The organism is Vibrio sp. GJ43-1, assembly GCF_055808835.1.
This window is the reverse complement of sequence record NZ_CM147885.1, coordinates 519067-542855: the sequence shown is the minus strand read 5'-3', so window position 1 is coordinate 542855 and position 23789 is coordinate 519067. Positions and strand designations below refer to the sequence as shown.

Genomic DNA, 23789 nt, shown 5'->3' with positions numbered 1-23789 from the left:
AAAAGGCTACGTCTATATTAGCATAAAAAAATACCCCGCTTCTGCGGGGCATTTCTTATTGAATCTTAGATTTAATGAACGCTAATATCTCGTCCATTGTTTGATCATCGACCTTCTTCAAGTTAACCGCTAAGTTAGGTCCTTTACGGGTATAACTTGCTCGCCCTTTGACTAAATCTGTCTTGGTAACTTTAGTGCGCTTTGGCGGTACAAGCTCGTGCATCCAAGTTTCCAATGTTTCAGATACTTCTTTAGTGATTCGCGCCACACCATGAGCGCTGCTTTGCTGCCAGATAAAACCATCTGTTTCACCACAGCGAGAGATAAGCTTGAGCTGATTATCATCGCCAAGCTCGTTAAACTGCTTATGCAGCTTAACAATGGTGGGGCGACCTAAATCACTAACGTTAGGATAAGCTTGAAGTAACTCTAAAGGCAGGTCCGCAGCCTTTAGTGCACCACTGACTAATGCTTCACTACACTGAAACATTTTTGCCAACGCTTTCTGATCTTCTGCTTCACCACTATCGAGCTTGGCTAACATTTCTTTGCCCTTCTCATACAATGATAGAGGCTTGTGGGCATTCGCGACATCCGACAAAAACTTAGCATGATCGGCATTAATATTGTTAGCGACATAAATCAAGAATTCTTGATTAGCAATAATACAAGACATTCTACGACGACTACCGTCGAGAACTTCGATACTACCGTCTTCTTGACGACGACCTACTGCCGGATATTGTTGTCCTTTGTCACGTAATGTCGCAAGGACATCTGACAGCGCGTGTTCATTTAGGAATGATTGTTCACGTGCGTTTTCTTGGAAAACAAAGGTTGTTTTCTCAATTTGATCGGCTGGGATACGAATTAATTCAAATGACACAAGATCTTCACCCGCAACCGCGAGCTCAATAACTTGTGCTTGTTCTTTCGCAGCGCTTTGCGCCTCTTGAGGCGTAGAAGCGCGTCGTTTATTAGCTTTTCCAAATAATTTTGCATTCAGATCAGAAGTTTTAATTGCCATCTTCTATTACCCTTGGTTCAATGAAGCCCAGTTGCTATGTAACACTCTTTCTAATTCTAGTGCACTTTTCTGCACCGCATCTTGCGCGGTCGCCAATGTTTTTTTACCACCTTCAAAGTCACCGGCAGTAAGGTCAAAAACCGTGCTGTAAGTATCAGCACACGTTTCAAATGCTCGACTACGAGGAATCGTCGCCATCATAACTTGGTCGCCAAGCAAGTAATTCATTTCTGTTAAAACGGATACTTGCTTTTTATTATCATCTTCAAAGATCGTTGGCATCAAGCGTACAAATTCAAGCCCTTTCCAATCGTCCGGGAACATCTCATATACAGTTGGAAGGTGTTGGAAAAAGTTGACCGTCGAGGCCCAATCTAGTCGTTTGGCTGCGCATGGTATAAGTAACGCATTAGAAGCATACATCGCATTCCAAACTAATGGGTCAACGTGGGGACCTGTATCTATCATTATGATGTCAAAGTCTTCAGCTATCTTATCTGTTAACTGCTCTTTTAATAGCTTAACGATATCAAGTGACTGGTTTTGTGACAGGTTTTGCCACGCCTCCGCATTAAACATTGCATCTTCTGGAAACGCAGAAATTGTTTTCAAATTAGGATATTGAGTTGGCAATAAAACGTTGCGGCGCAAGAACTCTAAATCAATTTCAGTCCCTTCTGGAACATTTTCTAGCATAACATCTACTGCAGAATAAATATTATCATGATCTGAAGAACTAATTTGTGGATTCAAGAACAGACGTAATGAACCTTGCGGGTCTAAATCTATCAAACAAATACGGTAACGTTTTTCTAAGTTCAGCGCCAAACAAGCAGCCAAGTGCACAGCACTCATCGATTTTCCAGTTCCGCCCTTCTGGTTTTGTACGTTAATAATCCAAGGTTTATTATCCTGATTATTTTTTCGTTGATGGAATTTTGGCACCGCAGCCGCATCCATTAACATATGGGCTTCTTGCAACGAGATAGAATAATGATTGGCATTATTTTTAGTAAATTGGTGACCATCAGCTTCTAATTTGCTAATCGCATCATCCAATTTTCGACGCGTTAAACCAGAGCGAGTCTCCATCATGGCCTTAGACATGGGAGGAAAATGTTCTTCACTTCGTTCTTCTAATACTATTTCAATACGATCGGCTTGCACCTGCTGAGTAAGCTCTGCGAGGCGACAAAGATTATCGATAGTTTGTTCTCTTTTCATATCTAAGTTCCAGTCAAGTAACCCAATCAAATAATGTACAGCATTATCGTACATTCTCACAAAAAAGCTGTCCATACATTTAATGAGTATAATTGCACTTATTTTGACAATGTATTGTCAATTTGTGATTAATGACGATTAATTGAACAAATATAATCACTAATCTAGTGATGAACCTAGTAAACTTTAAAAGTGTTACAGCGTCACTCATTTACAATGTAAACGACTCAATATCCGGAACGATTATGATTGACCGCTAAATTACGGTAGCTGAGGTTTGAATTAAGATTGCTAAGACAAACTTACTTATTTCAGCAATTTGTCGGCATAGCATATTCTGCCGAGCAAGAAAAACGAAACAAATATCGAATTGATTGATACGAATCGCGAGTAATTAACTCATTTCAATAAAGGAATGGAAACATGATCAAGGAAAGCTCTCTATTTACATCAAATATGACCAAGAGGGCTGAAGCATGATCAAGGGTCAGTGCAGCAATAGTCTATGTTTGACGAAATGCATAATAAGATCGGAAATAAGGAAGAATGATCAAGAACCAAAAGCAGCGGAAGCATGATATTTAGATAATAAACTACGGCTAATGCTAGGTGGAATAAGGGGTTTACGCAATTAACCATGCGTTATTAATAAATTGAAATACAAAAGAGCCATGCTTTGGCACTTGATCATGGTTCCTAAAACACAGTGATACCTCGCCATTTAACGAATTCAGCTCAAGACATTATTCGAAAATCACAAAACTTATATAATTGATGAAAAAACACGCAAAAATAGACGTATCTTCCACATCTTGATCATGCTTCCAATGGTAAACGAGTCAATCCGTGATAGAAATCGAAGAGAATTGACGGTTAAAGAGAATAACCTGTGGGTAAGTTAATTTTATTACTTGATCATTGTTCCTAAATATAGATGATCATCTTTTCAGTGCGTTCATGATCATCGTTTCTTTTACTAATGATCATGCTTTCTATTTTTAATGATCATCGTTTCGGACCCATCATGATCATGCGTCCAAAGACGGTTAAAATTAACACTTCAAAAACAATAGCTTGAGAGTAAAAACTCACCCAGATCATTAGATCACTTAATCATATTAGATCAGTATTATCAGATAGATCATAAAAACTGATCGATAAAAATAATCCTTTATTTATGATCTGTTTTTCTTTATTCTTTGGAACAATATCGGAATTACGGATAGTGTGATATAGATCTAATCATGAGTGATAATAATAAAGTACTGATCAAGCTCCCAAGAGATCATAAAGGGGGACACCTCTTTGAAATTACTGAAGCATCCGTAGATTGGATTGAGCAATACCAACACTTCAAGGGCGTAACGAAAAGTATCCTTGAACTGCTTAATCTCATCTCCTTACGAGGATTCAGTTCAAAAGATGGTTACGTATCAACAACCGAACTTATTATCGCGACCGACGGCAAACTCACACGAGCTGCCATACAACAACGGCTTCGCGCGGCAGTTAACATTGGCTTATTTTCTCAACTGCCTGTTAGATTTGAAGAAGGTTTGGCCGGAAAAACGATGCTACATCGGTTCGTTAATCCAAACCAACTCGTCTCAGTATTAGGCGCCACAAGCCTAATCACAGAATCCGTCAAGCAATCGGAAAAGCAAAAGAAATCTAAAGCATTAGCTCAGACTCAAGTTAATAAACGTTTGTTGAATGAACATGGTTTATACACACCACCAGCAATGCGTGATGAGGCGGATCAGTTCATTGTATCGCCGACAAACTGGGCAGGTATCATTGATCAAGCGCTAGCTCCGCCAAGAACTCGGAAAAGCTACCAAAAATCGATGGTATCGATCTCTGGCACTCGAGCGGTAATAGAAACACGATCGTCTAAAAATATTATGACGGTTGATGATCTGATGACACTATTCGCGTTGTTTACGCTTACCGTTCAATACCATGATCATCATCATGAAGAATATCAACTTGATGCTAAACATGTTCCAAATAAGACGCCACTCTACATCACTGACATTTTGTCCTTGAGAGGCAAAAAGGACAGCGGCCCTGCGCGTGATTCTATTCGTGATAGTATCGATCGCATCGAATTTACTGACTTTCAGCTTCACGAACTAACAGGGCGCTGGCTAAGCGAAAATATGCCAGAAGGGTTTAAGAGTGATCGTTTCCGCTTTATCGCCAGAACAATTACCGCTTCTGAAGAAGCGCCTCGTGAAGGCGCTGACGGCGAAATTAAAATCAAACCGAACTTGTACATTTTGGTTTGGGAACCGTCATTTTATGAAGAACTGCTGACTCGAGATTACTTTTTCCTATTTCCACCAGAAATCTTGAAGCAACATACCTTGGTATTCCAACTTTACTCGTACTTCCGTAGCCGTATGGCGCGTCGTCATACGGATTCGTTATTGCTCTCGGAATTGAACCAAAAGCTAGCCCGAAATATCGAGTGGCGACGTTTTTCTATGGATCTTCTACGAGAATTAAGACGATTGGGTGAAGATCCCCAGTCAGATATCGAATTCGATGTGAATTTATGGGGCTATCATCTGACATTAACGTGTTTAGATCCTTCTGCCAAATTACCTGACTTTCAGGTTGATATTCGATGTGATGTGGAAGAGGTGTTGCGTTACTCACGCGCTCGTACGACAAATGCTGGTAAACGTAACATGGCACCAACGCTACCTAACCCACTACGACATGAACTGGTGAGCCGTAAGCAGCTTGATGAGCTTTCATCCATTATTGATGGTGAGTTTGAACCTATCCAACGTAAAGCACCATCACCGAAAGGGAATTTAGGTCGTCGAGTTAAGCAACGTAAGCATCTTGTCGAGATCAATGCTGATGAGATTACTATTGTATTATCTAAATATACCTCACCAGAGGCTCTAGAACGCAGTATAACGGCATTGTCAGCAATGACTGGACATTCACTGGCTTCAATTAAACAAGAGTGCTATGAGCTCATGGAGAAGCTTGATTGGCTACGTGTCGATGATAATGTGATTCCGTATGAAACTTTGAGCCAAGTGGTAGAGTTATATAATTCTCGGCAAGAGAATAAACATTTGTCGATAGAACGTTTAATCTCGGCATTAGCGGTGCGAAAAAAGTATGTAAAAGTGTCTACCAAGGCCAAGTTGACGAAGCGGTTTTTCGAGTTTTGGATGAAGTATCAATCTAGGTGTCTGTTGGCGGAGAAAATTGTTGAGATACAGACATAACGCTGACAAAGCATTGACAATGTTAAACGATATGGTGGTTATTATTTATTCCGAATAGACAACCTTTTGTCCTCTCTATCTAAACATGTAGATTGGCTCATATTGTTACATTCATTCTGATATATTTTTGGCGAGTTCTTTTGAACTCGCTTTTTTTTTGCTTGTTTGAAAATAAGCAATCAGCTGACTTCTTAGCGCTTAATGCATGTATGAATTGATGGGTAAAAATGGGGATCTGGATCACGTCAGTTTTCGACGGGGTAAGCCTCAGAATGTACTTGGCAATTTCATCAAATTCAAAGCTAATTGTCTTCATTTTTTAACTTCTATTCAGAAGTATTGATTAAGTCACACTCTGAACTTATTTCCCTTAACAACAAAATTATCCTTTGCTACAGATTAGGTGTCCTAGACATGGTTTATCTGGAGGAAACAATGTCCATTAATTCTATCGACCATGAAGATATGACGTCTATCACGACAAAATGGGATCACTCAGAAGAGTACATGGAAGAGCAACGCCCAGCTAAGCAAGTTAAGTCAGCAGAGGCGCGAAGACGCATTGAAGCGTTGAGAGAAATCAAAGAGAGTGGATTGACTCTTGAAGAAGCGAGAGAGCTCGGTTTGATTCATTGATCGCGACAGCGTCAAATTAAGAGGGTGGCATATGCCACCCTTTCGTATTTTTAGCGACTTGATTTGAGTTCTGGGCTTCATCGGTGCTATATTCTGCGATCACTTGAACTAATCAACGAATTGCTATGTCTTACAACTTATCGTTACTGCCTCCAGCAGAGAAAAACAAAGTTGAGCTGGATAAGCAGGCCTCTTATGTCGTTTGGCAGCTTAAAGAGGCAAAAGTGGGTCCTGATGCCATCAGAACTCAGCTTGAAAATATCCGTGATGAAGCTGAAAAAGCGTGGTTTGAGCAATGTGTGGCCAAATACAAGAAGATGATGGGTGTGTTGTGATTGTTTACATGACTCATCACAATTGATTTGCCTCCGTGATTTGATAAAATCCTCGCATTAAATTGAATAAGAGAGAACATCCCGATGGGAAGAAGTTTTGAAGTGCGCAAAGCCTCAATGGCAAAAACTGCAGGCGCAAAAATTAAAGTTTATTCCAAATACGGTAAAGAGATTTACGTTAGTGCTAAAAATGGCGGTAGCGACCCTGATATGAACTTAGCGCTTAAGCACTTGATTGCTAAAGCGAAAAAAGACCAAGTTCCAGCGCACGTTATTGATAAAGCGTTAGACAAAGCTAACGGCGGTGGTGGTGAAGACTACCATGCAGCACGCTATGAAGGATTTGGACCTGGTGGTGTAAGCGTTATTGTTGACTGTTTAACTGACAACGGCAATCGCACGTTCCAAGATGTTCGTCAGTGCTTTGTTAAAACCGATGCTAAAATTGGCGGCCCTGGTGCTGTAGCTCATATGTTTGAACACCAAGCTGTATTTCAGTTCAAAGGTGAAGACGAAGAAGCAGTACTTGAAGCGCTAATGATGGCTGACGTTGATGTGGCTGACATTGAGCTAGAAGATGGCGTTATCACTGTCTTTGCGCCGAACACTGAGTTTTTTAAAGCCAAAACAGCGCTTACTGCAGAGTACCCTGAGCTGGTACTTGATGTAGAAGAGATCACTTTCGTTCCACAAACGCACACTGCGGTACTAAGCTGGAAGATGATGAAAAATTCCAGAAGTTCCTTGATATGCTTGATGATTGTGATGACGTTCAACAGGTTTATCATAACGCTGAAGCGTAATAACTTAGGTAAACAGTATAAGCGTTACTCGCTTATACTATGACGCTATCTAAGCATACATTTGTAATAGCCCGCACTCGCGGGCTTTTTTATGCCTATCTTTCTGTTTATCCTACTTTTTTATAATGGATTCTTGTACGGCTATGGAACGATGATCATGGCTGTGAAGGTCTTGGATCATCTCACCTTGATCATTCTTCCCAATTGGTATGAAATAATTCCAATTTAATTGTGACATTGGCGCGATCAAGCTTTCTTCATGTGCGCTATGAGAGGGCTTGTAGTGATTGTTGGCGATTTTTCGTGTACAAAGACCTACTAATGAAAAGTAATTCACGCTGAGCTTATGGAAAGACGTCTCATTAGCTTACTGCGGTAGTGGATTCGATAAAAATAAAGGAGATAGCAATGAAGGTGAGTTTTATTGGTCTTGGCGTGATGGGATACCCAATGGCAGGGCACCTAGTCAAATCCGGTTTTGAAGTCACAGTCTACAACCGTACGATTGAAAAGGCGCGCCGTTGGGCAGAGGAATACGATGGCTGCTATGCGGAAACGGTGGCGGACTGTGTCAAGGATGCGGATGTCGTTGCGGTATGCGTGGGCAATGATGACGATGTTCGTCAAATGACCACCTCAGCGAATGGTGCTCTTGCCAACATGAAGCGTGGTGCAACTCTTATTGATCATACCACGACGTCAGCACTACTGGCTGAAGAGTTAGGCTTGGCGGCTAAAGAGCACGATATAGAGTTTATTGATGCGCCAGTGTCTGGAGGGCAAGCAGGCGCTGAAAATGGCATTTTGACCATCATGTGTGGCGGCAGCGAGGCGGTTTTTTCCAATCTTCAACCAGTATTTAACGCGTATGGTCGTTCGTCGGTTCTGATGGGAAGCGTAGGGCAGGGGCAGCGGGCAAAAATGGTTAATCAAGTTTGTATCGCTGGTGTATTAACTGGTTTATCGGAAGGGCTACTGTTGGCTCAAAAGAGTGGTCTAGACATACCTGCCTTAGTCGATTGTCTTAAAAATGGTGCTGCGGGATCCTGGCAGATGGAAAATCGAGCAAACACAATGGCAGAAGATAAGTTTGATTTTGGCTTCGCGATAGACTGGATGATAAAAGACCTGGGCTTTTGCCTTGATGAAGCTCAGCGTCAGGGGATAACGCTACCATTGACTCAACAATCGATAGAGCGTTACCAAACACTATCGGCTCAAGGAGAAGGACGTTCAGATACCTCTGTAGCTGCTCAAGGCTGTCAGAAGTGATGCTGAAAGCTAGATTTTACAATGTAAATCTAAACGCTATCGATCGTAAGAGACAATAGTAGGACATAGCGCTTACTTGAAAAGATGCTACGCAAGCGGTCTAGCATCTTTTCAATATTGAGTGGCTATTCATTATCGCTTTCAGAATTCTCTATATTCAACACGTGTCGCCAATTTTCATCAACTTGTGTGAATGTTTGTAGGCAAACATCTTTTCTTTCGTCGCGGTAATCCTCCTCGATTTCATCAAGTAGTGACGAGTAGCGCTCTGGGTCACTTCCATAAACAAGGCATAGTGCACTAAAGTAACGCTGCAAATCAAAGCTGTGTTCACCGATATATTCAGATACCTCGTAATATTCGGGACGCTCTTCTGACTCAAATGAGAACATGTCAGCGGCGCTGACAACAGCATCACTGCCGCCCTCAACGTAATTAATCATCAGAATAGCCGCAAAATTGTCGACGGCATCCTCTTCTTTGCCAAGGATTGGGATACGTTGGTCAGCGACATAAGCATGACCTGCCTCGTGAAGTAATGTGTGTAGCATAGTATCGATGGCACCTTGCTCAGGGGCTTGCCAAATTTTTTTTCATAATCATGCTTGATGAAATAGTTGAGCGAATCGGTGTAAAACTGGTAGGGGATGAGCACGGAATGTTTTTGAGGGTCATACAATGGTCCGTCATCACTGCCATATATGATGGTCAGTGGTTGCTCGAAACGAAAATAGTTGTCGGATAGTTCAGAAACAAGCGTAGTTAACTCACTTTCTTTAAGGACCTTTTGAGCATGGATGTCATCGCTCGTCGTCGCTGTTTCAAATTCAAAGTTAATGGCTGCATTGCTATTAATGGCATAATTAGCGGACAGCAATCCGGCTAGTATAAGGGGTTTCATGGTCAACTATTGTCCTTATATATAGGGCGATTAGGTGTCGGGTATGTCATGTGCTATAATCCTCCACCTTAACATTCGCGCTGTGTAGTTATCTTTTTTGACTATATTGTCTCGCTCAGTATAGACGCCATTTTCGGTATAAGCTGATGCGTATTTGCTCAAAGCTGCTTTGTGCATCAATACCTTGAGTTCAAGTTACATTCCCATTAAAGAGAGTAGGATAAACCGAACAAGGTTGTTGGGTGACGTGGTTATTGTCGTTATCTATCCTAAATTCTTACTACACGCATACAATTTAATCTAACCTCATTAAGGAAGATGAGCGATAAACATATAGAGAGGTTATATGGGCAACACTATCTCTGTTGGAACGTTGGAATCCTTTTTGATCGCAATTAGTGTTCTTTTTCTTGGGCATATTATCAATAGTAAGTTCCCGACACTAAAAAAATACAACATTCCAGAACCCATTGTTGGTGGCTTAATTGTGGCCTTTATCATCACAGTTTTGCATTTTAACGGGACTAACTTAGAGTTTTCTTTGCCATTGCAGAAGACATTTATGTTGATGTTCTTTAGTACGGTGGGTCTTGCTGCTAATTATAAGCAGCTGCTAAAAGGGGGGCGAAGGTATTCCTATTTTTAGCGGTGGCGTCAGCTTATATTATCGTGCAAAACAGTGTCGGTGTTGGAATGGCGACAGCACTCGGGCTAGAGCCTTTGATGGGACTGATAGCAGGTTCTATTACCTTATCTGGGGGGCACGGGACGGGGGCTGCTTGGGCTCAAACCTTTACCGAAACTTTTGGTATCAGTAACACACTTGAAATCGCAATGGCATCAGCGACGTTTGGCTTGATCATTGGTGGTATTATCGGCAGTCCGGTTGCTCAGCGATTAATTGATAAAAACAATTTTGAATCTGAATATGGCAGTGGTAACGATACTCATGAACGCTTCCCGGAGTTGGTTACCTACAATGAGTACGAGCGGGACCGTGTTACGGCAAAGAAAGTAGTTGAAGTGCTATTCATACTATTGTTATGTGTGACTGGTGCTAAGTATTTGCATGCGTGGGTAAATAGCTTTGAAGTGTCGTGGTTGATGATCCCTGACTTTGTTTACGCACTCTTTGTCGGTGTTTTTATTACTAATATTTGCGAAGTATCAAAAGCTTATAAGGTCGATGCAGAAACAGTTGATATACTCGGTACGGTGTCCTTATCACTATTTTTAGCCATGGCTCTAATGAGTTTACAGCTTTGGAATATTTTCGATTTGGCAATACCGTTCTTGATTATACTGGGAGTACAATCGGTCATTCTTGGCTTTTTCGCCTACTACGTAACATTCAAAGTCATGGGTGGCAATTACGATGGTGCGGTGATAGCAGGTGGCCACTGTGGCTTCGGATTAGGGGCAACGCCAACGGCGGTAATGAACATGGGATCAATCGTTAATCGATTTGGCCCTTCTCCTCAAGCCTTTATGGTTGTCCCTATTGTAGGCGCATTTTTTATTGATATTGTTAACCTTATAATAATTCAAGGGTTCATTACTTTAGTCGGCTAATATCAACTCACCATTTAAAAAAGTCTCGCAAATGCGAGACTTTTTTCGTTTTTGAGACAATGTTAAAAAAATCAATAGAAAGGTTTCCAATACACACTTGGTCTGGTATTTAAATGTAAAGGAAACGTTAAAGCCCTTTTTGGCTTAGCGTCGCTTTATTTTTATTTCAAACAATTATTATAACTAGAGCTGACTAGGTAGAAATACGATATTGCTTCTGTGAGCAAAGGAGCAATACAAGGAGTGAATCATGAGTGTATTGTCTCTTATTGGGTTAGTGCAAGTGTCAGGTACGTTAGTACTCGACAGCGCTGGTAAATTAGCTTTGTTACCAGACGGTGCCACGCCACGTCCCGGGGATGTGATTATCGATGTCTTAGATAACGCTGAAATTGGTGATGATCTTAGTGTCCAATTTGTTTCTGAAGACAACACAGCACAAGAAATTGATGTTGCTGATCTGGATGTCGAACAGATAATTGCTCAAGTTGAGGAGGGTGCCGACCCTACTCAATCTGAAGAACAAGCCCCTGCGGCAGGTGAAGCGAGCAGTTCTAGTCCTACCTTATCGGGGAATATTATCCGCGATGACACGCAAACTATTGCTCAAACTCAGTTTGATACGTCGGGGCTAGAAGCACAGGGCTTATCTAATACACAATCGCTCACTCTGCTCCAATTCTTAGCTAATTCTGCTCCTGTGGTATTCAACAACTCTCGAACCTTTGATGAAGAATCTCAAGATAATCTTCTAGCGATCACGTTACCAACCGATGCTAATAACGATGTGCTTACTATCCGGATTACTAACATTCCTGCTTTGGGAACCGTTACGTTAGGGGATGGTTCTAAGGTGTCTGTTGGCGATGAGCTAACGTTAAATGAACTCGCTAACCTGCAATATGATGCCCCGTTAGATTACAACGAAGGCGAAGAGGCAGGGAGCCTAGGTTATAGCGTTGATGACGGTCGTGATGCGCCTAATTCGCTCCAGTCTGCCGATGTTGAAATCACTATCAATGAAGTCAATGATGCGCCAGTAGCTTTTGATGATGATGTTGAAACGGATGAAGACTCGGTATTGTCTGCCACTCTGCCTGACGCCACTGATGTGGATGGCACCATTGCCTCTTACGCCCTGCAAGACGACGTGCCTGCCGATAAAGGCAGCCTAACGTTTAACTCGGATGGCTCATACAGTTTCGATCCGGGCGAAGACTTCCAAGGCTTGAGCAATGGCGATTCCGAAGACGTCACGTTCACCTACATTGCCTTGGATGATGAAGGTTTAGCGAGCGAGCCACAAACCATCACCATCACGGTGACAGGCATCAATGACAAGCCTGTCGCGCTGCCTGCGGATGAAATGACCGACGAAGATACGTCAATTAATAGAAATGTCCCTGAGGCGTCAGACATTGACGGCACCGTCGCCTCATACGCCCTGCAAGACGACGTGCTTGCTGATAAAGGCAGCCTGACGTTTAACTCGGATGGATCATACAGTTTCGATCCGGGCGAAGATTTCCAAGGCCTCAGCAATGGCGATTCCGAAGACGTCACCTTTACTTATATCGCGTTGGATAATGAAGGTTTAGCGAGCGAGCCACAAACCATCACCATCACGGTGACGGGTATCAACGACAAGCCTGTGGCGTTGCCTGCGGATGAAATGACGGATGAAGATACGTCCATCTCTCGCAGCGTGCCTGAGGCCTCAGACATTGACGGCACCATCGCCTCTTACGCCCTACAAGACGACGTGCCTGCTGATAAAGGCAGCCTGACGTTTAACGCCGATGGCTCATACAGTTTCGATCCGGGCGAAGACTTCCAAGGCCTCAGCAATGGCGATTCCGAAGACGTCACGTTCACCTACATTGCCTTGGATGATGAAGGTTTAGCGAGCGCGCCACAAACCATCACCATCACGGTGACGGGAATTAATGATAAGCCTGTGGCGCTGCCTGCGGATGAAATGACGGATGAAGATACATCCATTTCACGTAATGTCCCTGAGGCGTCAGACATTGACGGCACCATCGCCTCATACGCCCTGCAAGACGACGTGCCTGCTGATAAAGGCAGCCTGACGTTTAACTCGGATGGATCATACAGTTTCGATCCGGGCGAAGATTTCCAAGGCCTCAGCAATGGCGATTCCGAAGACGTCACCTTTACTTATATCGCGTTGGATAATGAAGGTTTAGCGAGCGCGCCACAAACCATCACCATCACGGTGACGGGAATTAATGATAAGCCTGTGGCGCTGCCTGCGGATGAAATGACGGATGAAGATACATCCATTTCACGTAATGTCCCTGAGGCGTCAGACATTGACGGCACCATCGCCTCATACGCCCTGCAAGACGACGTGCCTGCTGATAAAGGCAGCCTGACGTTTAACTCGGATGGATCATACAGTTTCGATCCGGGCGAAGATTTCCAAGGCTTGAGCAATGGCGATTCTGAAGACGTCACCTTTACTTATATCGCGTTGGATGATGAAGGTTTAGCGAGCGCGCCACAAACCATCACTATTACGGTGACAGGCATCAACGACAAGCCTGTGGCGTTGCCAGCGGATGAAATGACGGATGAAGATACATCCATTTCACGTAATGTCCCTGAAGCCTCCGACATTGACGGCACCATCGCCTCATACGCCCTGCAAGACGACGTGCCTGCTGATAAAGGCAGCCTGACGTTTAACGCCGATGGCTCATACAGTTTCGATCCGGGCGAAGACTTCCAAGGCCTCAGCAATGGCGATTCCGAAGACGTCACCTTTACCTACATTGCCTTGGATGATGAAGGGTTGGCCAGTGAGCCACAAACCATCACCATCACGGTGACGGGAATTAATGACAAGCCTGTGGCGTTGCCAGCGGATGAAATAACCGACGAAGATACGTCCATTTCACGTAATGTCCCTGAGGCCTCCGATATTGACGGCACCATCGCCTCATACGCGCTGCAAAACGATGTGCCTGCCGATAAAGGTAGCCTAACGTTTAACGCCGATGGCTCGTACAGTTTTGATCCGGGTGAAGACTTCCAAGGCCTGAGTAACGGTGATTCCGAAGACGTCACCTTCACCTACATTGCCTTGGATGATGAAGGTTTAGCGAGCGCGCCACAAACCATCACCATCACGGTGACGGGAATTAATGATAAGCCTGTGGCGTTGCCTGCGGATGAAATGACCGACGAAGATACGTCAATTAATAGAAATGTCCCTGAGGCGTCAGACATTGACGGCATCATCGCCTCATACGCCCTACAAAGCGACGTGCCTGCTGATAAAGGCAGCCTGACGTTTAACTCGGATGGCTCATACAGTTTCGATCCGGGCGAAGACTTCCAAGGCCTCAGCAATGGCGATTCTGAAGACGTCACCTTTACTTATATCGCGTTGGATAATGGAGGTTTAGCGAGCGCGCCACAAACCATCACCATCACGGTGACAGGCATCAACGACAAGCCTGTGGCGCTGCCTGCGGATGAAATGACGGATGAAGACACCTCCATTTCACGTAATGTCCCTGAGGCCTCCGACATTGACGGCACCATCGCCTCATACGCCCTGCAAGACGACGTGCCTGCCGATAAAGGCAGCCTAACGTTTAACGCCGATGGCTCATACAGTTTCGATCCGGGCGAAGACTTCCAAGGCCTGAGTAACGGTGATTCCGAAGACGTCACGTTCACCTACATTGCCTTGGATGATGAAGGGTTGGCCAGTGAACCACAAACCATCACCATCACGGTGACGGGCATTAACGACAAGCCCGTGGCGCTGCCTGCGGATGAAATGACGGATGAAGATACATCCATTTCACGTAATGTCCCTGAGGCCTCCGATATTGACGGCACCATCGCCTCTTACGCCCTGCAAGACGACGTGCCTGCTGATAAAGGCAGCCTCACGTTTAACGCCGATGGCTCGTACAGCTTCGATCCGGGCGAAGCCTTCCAAGGTTTGAGTAATGGTGAGTCCGAAGACGTCACGTTCACCTACATTGCCTTGGATAATGAAGGTTTAGCGAGCGAGCCACAAACCATCACCATCACGGTGACGGGTATCAACGACAAGCCTGTGGCGTTGCCTGCGGATGAAATAACCGACGAAGATACGTCCATCTCTCGCAACGTGCCTGAAGCCTCTGACATTGACGGCACCATCGCCTCTTACGCCCTACAAAGCGACGTACCTGCTGATAAAGGCAGCCTAACGTTTAACTCGGATGGCTCATACAGTTTCGATCCGGGCGAAGACTTCCAGAGCCTCAGCAATGGCGATACCGAAGACGTCACCTTTACTTATATCGCGTTGGATAATGAAGGTTTAGCGAGCGAGCCACAAACCATCACCATCACGGTGACGGGTATCAACGACAAGCCTGTCGCGCTGCCTGCGGATGAAATGACCGACGAAGACACCTCCATCTCTCGCAACGTGCCTGAGGCCTCCGACATTGACGGCACCATCGCCTCTTACGCTCTGCAAAACAACGTGCCTGCCGATAAAGGCAGCCTCACGTTTAACGCCGATGGCTCATACAGTTTCGATCCGGGCGAAGACTTCCAGAGCCTTAGCAATGGCGACTCCGAAGACGTTACGTTCACCTACATTGCCTTGGATGATGAAGGTTTAGCGAGCGAGCCACAAACCATCACCATCACGGTGACGGGTATCAACGACAAGCCTGTCGCGCTGCCTGCGGATGAAATGACCGACGAAGACACCTCCATCTCTCGCAACGTGCCTGAGGCCTCCGACATTGACGGCACCATCGCCTCTTACGCTCTGCAAAACGACGTGCCTGCTGATAAAGGTAGCCTAACGTTTAACGCCGATGGCTCATACAGTTTCGATCCGGGCGACGACTTCCAAGGCTTGAGCAATGGCGATTCCGAAGACGTCACCTTCACCTACATTGCCTTGGATAATGAAGGTTTAGCGAGCGAGCCACAAACCATCACCATCACGGTGACGGGTATCAACGACAAGCCTGTGGCGTTGCCTGCGGATGAAATAACCGACGAAGATACGTCCATCTCTCGCAACGTGCCTGAAGCCTCTGACATTGACGGCACCATCGCCTCTTACGCCCTACAAAGCGACGTACCTGCTGATAAAGGCAGCCTAACGTTTAACTCGGATGGCTCATACAGTTTCGATCCGGGCGAAGACTTCCAGAGCCTCAGCAATGGCGATACCGAAGACGTCACCTTTACTTATATCGCGTTGGATAATGAAGGTTTAGCGAGCGAGCCACAAACCATCACCATCACGGTGACGGGTATCAACGACAAGCCTGTCGCGCTGCCTGCGGATGAAATGACCGACGAAGACACCTCCATCTCTCGCAACGTGCCTGAGGCCTCAGACATTGACGGCACCATCGCCTCATACGCCCTACAAAGCGATGTGCCTGCTGATAAAGGCAGCCTCACGTTTAACGCCGATGGCTCATACAGTTTCGATCCGGGCGAAGACTTCCAAGGCCTTAGCAATGGCGATTCTGAAGACGTCACCTTTACTTATATCGCGTTGGATAATGAAGGTTTAGCGAGCGCGCCACAAACCATCACCATCACGGTGACAGGCATCAATGACAAGCCTGTCGCGCTGCCTGCGGATGAAATAACCGACGAAGATACGTCCATTTCACGTAATGTTCCTGAGGCGTCAGACATTGACGGCACCATCGCCTCATACGCTCTGCAAGACGACGTGCCTGCCGATAAAGGCAGTCTGACGTTTAACGCCGATGGCTCATACAGCTTTGATCCGGGCGAAGACTTCCAATCGCTTACTAGCGGTGAATCAGAAGTGGTCGAGTTTACATACTACGCGGTTGATAACGAAGGAAGCCTAAGTGAGCCACAAACGGTATCGATAACCGTTCATGGTTTAAATGACGATCCAGAATCTGAAGATTTCGCGATTACCGTGACTAACGGCGCTGCAACCCCAGTCTATTTCGATACCGGAGAAGGGCCGATAGAAGGGGGAGGATCTGATCATATTTCTGATAACGAAGATGATCGCAGTACGACGGACAGCAAAGCACTGTCTGTTGTGATCACTGAACTTCCGATCGGCGGAACCTTACTCTACAACGATGGGGTTAGCGTACGAGAGATCGTAGAGGCCGATCTTCATGTTGAGGGGGTGGTGGAAGGGACACCGTTTGATCCAAATAATATTTCATATCTTCCTGATGATAGCGCTCAAGGGTTTACTTTGGGGATTAAAGATCCGCAAGGGCTGGCAGAGGAAGAGAGTAGTCAAAGTGACTTCTTGAATTGGGGTGAGCCAGGCAATACTCCGGCAGAGCGAGTGCTGACGGTAGGTGATGACACTATTACGATTACCAGTTCAGGGGGCGATTTAACTCAATACCGTGGTGATCCTGGTGCGAATCATGTTGGCTTCGGTTTGGGTGTTGGTGGTGGCAAAGGCATTAATCAAGGTGAAACCATTACCATTGATTTCTCAGATCGACCTAGCAACATCCATTAGTCTTGGTCTTGATGGATTAGGTGGCTTTTTTAATGAAAACTTAAACAATAGCAATGAGTCCTCCGTTCTTATTTCGGTTACCTTGAGTGATGGTTCCACTGTTGAGCTTGACCCATATCAGAAAAACACATCAGGTAATGGGGATTTGGACTTTGATTTGAGTATTTCTATTGCGGATATCCCCGGAGCAGAAGGCTTATTGATTGAAGCTGTTACTGTTGGCACTGAAGGTAATGGTAATTGGGAGTTGCGATATTTAGAAACTAGTTTAGACGATTCGTTTGATTATAGAGCGCTGGATTCTGATGGTGCATACAGTGAAGAATCGACAGTGACCATTGACGATCAAAGAAGTAACCAGAATCCTGATGCGGTGGATGATCCTGAGAGTTATATCCTAATCCAAGGGGATATGGGCAGTGGTGATCAAGGCTGGAGTGGCGTTGAAAGCATCGTTGCTAAGTATGATGGTGAAACGGTCAGCTACAGCATTGATGGTTCTGATCGAATCGGTATTCCTGATGGAACGACGAACGCGGGTCCGGAATCTCAAATCCAACATAACCGAGATGAAGAAGCGTCCGAGCAGCTGATTATTACGCTTAAAGAGCCTGCTGTCGACGGGGCTTTCTCGGTGACCAACCTTTTTGCTAATGAAGGTGGGGCTGGCAGCCATGAACAAGGCAAATGGTCGGCATACCTAGGAGGCACATTGGTTGCCAGTGATCATTTTTATAATGACTCTGGTCATAAAGGCAGCTTCGATATTGAAACCAATGGTTCGGCGTTTGACACTCTCGTGTTCGAATCGGTTGATTTTACTGGCGGGCCTGCTCGCGGAACGGACTCCTCAGATTACTTTTTGCAAGGCATTCAAATTGTCGGAGCTTAGCGCTTATGTGTTTGATCATGACGAACCTGTCGTCATCCCACTTTCTGAAATCTTGTCCAATGACAGCGATGTGGAAGGCGATAGTGTGCGTATTACTTACGTCTTTGGTGAGACCGAAGGGGATGCTCGGATTGAAGGTGATAACGTTATCTTTGATCTACCAGAAGATTTCTCTGGACGGACTGAGTTCCAATATCAAATCACGGATGATAAGGGTGGTTTTGATACTGCGACCGTTAATGTGTTAGTGAATCCAGCACCGATTGGTGTTGGAAGTGTTGAACTTAATCTTGATGCGGATAGTGTTATAGAAGGCGAAAATCTATCCTACTTAGTCACTTTAGATGGCACGACCAACGTTAAAACGTTCTTTGATATTGAATTTGGTACCAGTGGTGATACCGCCTCAATCAACGATGTTGACCCTTCCAGTATGACGTTTAGCAACGGGGTGAGTTACAACGCAGTCTCAGGAGAGCTTGAAGTTCCTGAGGGTGTGGATGAATTTACCGTTTCATTACCCACGGTTAATGATGATCGCTACGAAGGCGATGAAAGCTTTACCTTGCTCATTGATGGTCAGTCAGCGGCTGGCAGTATCCTTGATAATGACCCTATTTCATTGTCTTTATCTGGTGGTGGTGAGGTCAGCGAAGATGCGGGTAGCATCGGCTTTGAACTGGAATTAAGCCACGCCTCAGATGTGCCGTTAACCATAGCGCTTTCGCGTTTAGATACGGATACCAATAGCGATGACTTCGGCACTACGACAGCGACTTATAACAACGGCAATGCTGATGTACCGCTTGTCATTGTGAACGGTGAGATTGAAATCCCAGTAGGGGTGACAAGTATCGATATAAACGTTGGTATTTTGGATGATGAACACTATGAGCAGGATGAAGACTTTACACTGAAAATCACCGAGCCAGCAGGGCTGACGACCAATGGGGTCGTTGGCGTTACTGCTGATGCCACGATTTCTGACGATGGCGAAATTGGCGGTGTGCCGAGTGGAGATAACGATAACAATGCACCAACTTTAGATTTAGACGGCAGTGAAGGTGGCTCGGGGTATACCGCAACCTTTACCGAAGGAGATACCCCCATTATGGTCGTTGATAGCGATATTGTTATCACTGACGATATTGATGTTATCAGCAAAGCCGAAATCAGACTCACAAACCCGCAGCCCAATGATTCGTTATCGTTAAATGGTGTGTTACCAACCGGGCTTAGCATAACGACTAGCACAGTAGGTGGGGCGTTATTACTGACTATTAGTGGTGAGGCGAACGCGGATGTTTATGAAGCGGCGCTCAAACAACTTGAATTTGAAAATGATAGTGAAGACCCAAATACGGAGCCTCGTGAGATTGAAGTGACCGTGTTTGATGATCAAGATTTAGCTTCTAACGTCGCGATTTCAACGATTGATGTTATCTCGGTAAACTCGCTTCCCGAGTCTGAAGACTTTAGCTTTACCATTTCAGGTAATGATCCGGTAGGTGTGAGTTTTGATACGGGTGTGGGCTCAATTGAAGGGGCGGGCAGCGATCATATTTCAGATATTGAGGACGATATTAATGGCGAGCAGGTAAACGTCAAAATTACCGAACTTCCTATCGGTGGGTCGCTTTATTACGACGGCGTGGAGATCACTCAAACTCAAGTGGATAACGGTGATAATTTCGACCCAACGAAAATTACTTACCAAGCGAATGAAGATGCTCAAGGGTTTATTCTAGGGACTAGAGTTATCCCGACAGACAGTGATCTTGAGAGTACTCAAGAGACATTTTATAACTGGGGTGATGAGGTCGATAACAAAAATAGATCTCTTGAGTTAGAAAATGGTGATGCGGTGACTATTAGTAGTAATCGCGGTAACCTTACGCAATACCGGGGTGACGTGCAAGATAACCATGTGGGTCATGGGATAGGTATCGGTGGTGGTCAGGGCATCAATCAGGGGGAGTTGCTTTCTATCGGCTTTGCAGACCGACCTGCAACACATATCAATTTAGGGTTAGATGGTATGGGCGGCTATTTCTATAGCGGGCTTGGCGATAGTAATGAATCAGCCGTGACGATCCAAGTGATGCTCAGCGACGGCTCTACTGTGGACTATATCCCCGATGTACAAAAAGATACATCAGGTAATGAAGAGTTATTTCACGAATTGAGCTTTTCAGTGGATGATCTGAACATTGAAGAAGGGCTGTTGATCACCGGAGTTAGTGTGGGTACCGACGGTCCGGGTAATTGGGAGTTAAGATACTTAGAAACGGCCTTGAATGATCGCTTTACGTATCAAGCGGTAGATTCCGATGGTGCTGAGAGTGAAGAATCGGTCGTTACGATTGCTGATGAGCGTATTAATAACGCAGCACCAATCTTGGATCTTGATGCTAGCGAAGCAGGGACTGGCTTTGCGTCGGTATTTACTGAAGGGGACAGTGCGATTGGTGTGGTCGATAATGATGTCGACGTTTTTGACGAAAATAACATCATTTCTTTGGCTGAAGTGATTCTAACGAATCCTCACTCAGGGGATAGTTTTAGTGTGGTTGCGTCTAGCAACCCACTGTTGAGCGGTATTGCTTACTCCAGTGAAACGTTGGGCTCTGGCGCGATTAAAATCTCCCTGTATGGCAATGCGAGCGCTGATGATTATGAAGCCGCACTTAAACTCATACAGTTTGCCAATGACAGTCAAATACCAGACCTTACCAATCGGGTGATAGAAATTACGACGTTTGATGAGCAAAGCCTGCCGTCTAATACCGCTATTTCAACGATTGAAATGGTCAGTGTATTAGATGTGGTTGCCGCGCCTGCGATCGGTAATGAAGACAGTAAAATCGCCCTAGCGATAAGCTTACCAACAGGCAGCGATGCGACGAAAGTCGAGATTAGTGGTATTCCTGACGGGGCGAAGATTTATGATGGCATTAATGAACTAACGGTCGTTGATAATGCTGTTATGTTGAATGAGCTTCAGTTGGCACAATTGTTTATTCAGCCAGGTTTGCATAGTGATGTTGATTTTTCTTTGCAGGTTGACGCACTTGATTCCGCCGATTTGTTGGTTGAACAGACGACCGTCGAGGTGACGGTTAAGCCAGTAACGGATTTACCAGTATTGAGTGTTTCTGGTGAAGTCATCTTAGCTTCCATTGATTTTGAGAATGTTAGCTTAGGTGGCAGCTCTTGGCGTGGAAACGTTTCTGATACTGAACTTAATGCGAATGGGTCAACCGATATTTGGGGAACTGAAAACTCAAGTTCTGTAAGTGAGGTTGGACGAGAAGGGGTTTATTTAGGCAACCAGTCACAAGACAAAGACAACCACATTTTTGAAATTGAAGGGCGACGTAATACTGACGACTCGTTATTTACTGATTTTGAAGGTAAAGCTGGCGCATTTTATCATTTAACTTTCGATATCGCGGCAAGACAAGTCAATGGCTCACCAGTGAAAGTCTTCTTGGTCGATGATCAAGACGTTCGCAGTGAATTGTATGAATTCGACGATAGCGTTGATAGAGCGTGGAACTCGGAAAGCATTGTCTTTCAGACTCCAGAAAGTGGCAATTATCGCCTATTGTTTGAATCTGAGCAGGTCGATAGTTACGGGGCGTTGTTAGACAATATTTCCCTGAGTACTCGAAATAACTATGGGTATGAAGATAGCTATATTGATATCAGCGACATCGCGGCTTCTTTAATTGATGTGGATGGTTCAGAGTCATTAAGTTTGGTATTAAAAGGGTTACCAGAAGGTTCTATTGTGACCAATGGCATTCAAACACTCGAGGTAGGAGTGTCACTTGAAGCCGATGTCTCCCAATGGCAAAACTTGGAGGCTCTACAGGTTTTAGTTGATGATGTTGGTGTGTATCCTATTACTATTGAAGCAACGTCCTCAGAGAATGACAGCACTCATCCCACAACGGATCAAACGGTGTCGGAGGTCATTAATTTGACTGTCGTGCCGAACCCGAATGTGGTTCCTAATACTGAACCATCAGTGACAGACTTCGAGTTTTTTGCTGAAGACGACACGATTCCACTTAACTTTTCAGAATGGGTAACAGATCTTGAAGATGATGCCAGCGACGTTAAGCAAACCTTCGTGAAGATTGAAGGTGAACCCGAATTTGGGCAGCTGTATTTCTTGAGTGGTTCGGGAGACCGCTTCGACCTAGATAGTGGTGACTTGGTAGAAGATAGCGTCGATGTGTATTACGACATAGATGTGGGTTTTGATGCGACTACGGCAGAGTATGAGTCAGACTTGACCGCGCTTCTTGAGCAAGGACTAGCCATTAGTGGTGGCACTTATGGTGGTTCACAACCTCATGTGAATAGTGAACTTGAAAGTATCGCATTTGATGGTGCTGGCGCTGCTAAGCAACGAGGTTACTATACCAAGCGAGCTGATGAAAATGGCCAAGGGAAAGAGACGGAAGCTCAGGAAAAAGAGTACATGTCTATTAAGTTTACCGCAGGCTTAATGACTCGAGCCTTGGTGGGTGTTGGTAGTCTTACGGGACAATTCAGTGCTAGTGCAAATGGAGGAGGGCAGTCGAATATATTTGTCTACCTCTACGCTGGAGGCGATCTAGTCAGCAACACTCCCGTTCAGATGAACAATGATACGATAGTTGATCATCAAGCAACGATTTCCGTGTCCTCGGAGCAAGGCTTTGATGAAATGCGTATTGTTGCCGTTGATGGCAATGACAAAAAAGCGGGATTTGTTTTGCAGTCTGTTGAAGTGGTGGATGCCGAAGTCGCGGACCAATTCGAATACAGTGCGGTTGATTCTGATGGGTTAGCTAGCGTTGAAACGGCGACGGTTGATGTCAATATTGTTCCAAACGGTAATGTCCTTGATGCAGAGAGTGTTGATTATGCAGTGCAAGGCGGTAATGGGGTGACCGTGATTACTGGTACTGATGGTGATGATCTGATTATCGGTGGTCAGGGGTCAGATGTACTAACGGGCGGCTTAGGTGATGACACGTTCAAATGGACAGAATCTGATTTGGACGGCAGCCATGACGTGATTACTGACTTCTCGCAAGAAGCGGGCAATCGCGATGTGATCGACTTCGTCGACTTATTTGATGATGACGATACGCTGCAAAGCTTGCTTGATAATAACACCATCGCCGTGACGGAAGAGGATGGTAATACCTTAATTAATATTGATAAAGGTAATGGGAAAACGGTCACTATCGAGCTTGAGGGTGTGACTGGGGTAGATAACAGTATCTTGAGTAATATTGTGATTATCCATGATAGTTAATGCCGAGCGGGGAGTATCGATAAC

The 23789-nt window shown here is 44.9% G+C and carries 8 protein-coding genes and 4 pseudogenes; 9 read left to right on the top strand and 3 right to left on the bottom strand.

Features of this window, described 5'->3' with window-relative positions:
- Positions 1-55 precede the first annotated feature (55 nt).
- Together AC0L66_RS19640 and AC0L66_RS19635 are read right to left on the bottom strand one after the other, a co-directional pair.
- Complete coding sequence (locus AC0L66_RS19640; RefSeq protein ID WP_265675685.1) at positions 56-1027, bottom strand: ParB/RepB/Spo0J family partition protein; 972 nt, start codon at positions 1025-1027, stop codon at positions 56-58.
- A gap of 6 nt (positions 1028-1033) precedes the next feature.
- Positions 1034-2251, bottom strand: coding sequence for a ParA family protein (locus AC0L66_RS19635; RefSeq protein WP_265675684.1), 1218 nt, complete (start codon positions 2249-2251; stop codon positions 1034-1036).
- 1244 nt (positions 2252-3495) lie between these two features.
- Between AC0L66_RS19635 and AC0L66_RS19630 the strand changes: the two are divergent.
- The 5 genes and pseudogenes from AC0L66_RS19630 (at position 3496) to AC0L66_RS19610 (ending at position 8551) form a co-directional block, all read left to right on the top strand.
- Positions 3496-5465: pseudogene (locus AC0L66_RS19630) on the top strand (replication initiator protein RctB domain-containing protein).
- A gap of 475 nt (positions 5466-5940) precedes the next feature.
- Positions 5941-6141 (top strand): PA3496 family putative envelope integrity protein, encoded by a 201-nt coding sequence (locus tag AC0L66_RS19625; RefSeq protein WP_250617575.1) that lies wholly within the window; start codon positions 5941-5943, stop codon positions 6139-6141.
- Between the two features lie 125 nt (positions 6142-6266).
- The gene (locus tag AC0L66_RS19620) at positions 6267-6476 is read left to right on the top strand and encodes a DUF3283 family protein (RefSeq protein WP_250617574.1); all 210 of its coding nucleotides are present in this window, start codon (positions 6267-6269) and stop codon (positions 6474-6476) included.
- Positions 6477-6560: 84 nt separating this feature from the next.
- A pseudogene (locus tag AC0L66_RS19615) lies at positions 6561-7279 on the top strand (YebC/PmpR family DNA-binding transcriptional regulator).
- Positions 7280-7687: 408 nt separating this feature from the next.
- Positions 7688-8551, top strand: a complete 864-nt coding sequence (locus AC0L66_RS19610) for an NAD(P)-dependent oxidoreductase (protein WP_473570494.1) — start codon at positions 7688-7690, stop codon at positions 8549-8551.
- Between the two features lie 125 nt (positions 8552-8676).
- Here AC0L66_RS19610 and AC0L66_RS19605 read toward each other — a convergent pair.
- Positions 8677-9452: pseudogene (locus AC0L66_RS19605) on the bottom strand (DUF4344 domain-containing metallopeptidase).
- 346 nt (positions 9453-9798) lie between these two features.
- Between AC0L66_RS19605 and gltS the strand changes: the two are divergent.
- The 4 genes and pseudogenes from gltS (at position 9799) to AC0L66_RS19585 (ending at position 23765) form a co-directional block, all read left to right on the top strand.
- A pseudogene (gltS, locus tag AC0L66_RS19600) lies at positions 9799-11024 on the top strand (sodium/glutamate symporter).
- A 250-nt stretch (positions 11025-11274) separates the two neighbouring features.
- The gene (locus AC0L66_RS19595) at positions 11275-17556 is read left to right on the top strand and encodes a tandem-95 repeat protein (RefSeq protein ID WP_473570492.1); all 6282 of its coding nucleotides are present in this window, start codon (positions 11275-11277) and stop codon (positions 17554-17556) included.
- Complete coding sequence (locus AC0L66_RS19590; RefSeq protein WP_473570491.1) at positions 17486-18448, top strand: hypothetical protein; 963 nt, start codon at positions 17486-17488, stop codon at positions 18446-18448. The genes AC0L66_RS19595 and AC0L66_RS19590 overlap by 71 nt, the downstream gene beginning before the upstream one ends.
- Positions 18435-23765 carry a Calx-beta domain-containing protein gene (locus tag AC0L66_RS19585; RefSeq protein ID WP_473570489.1) on the top strand — a complete coding sequence of 1777 codons (5331 nt, stop codon included), beginning with the start codon at positions 18435-18437 and terminating at the stop codon, positions 23763-23765. The genes AC0L66_RS19590 and AC0L66_RS19585 overlap by 14 nt, the downstream gene beginning before the upstream one ends.
- The last annotated feature ends 24 nt before the right edge of the window (positions 23766-23789 follow it).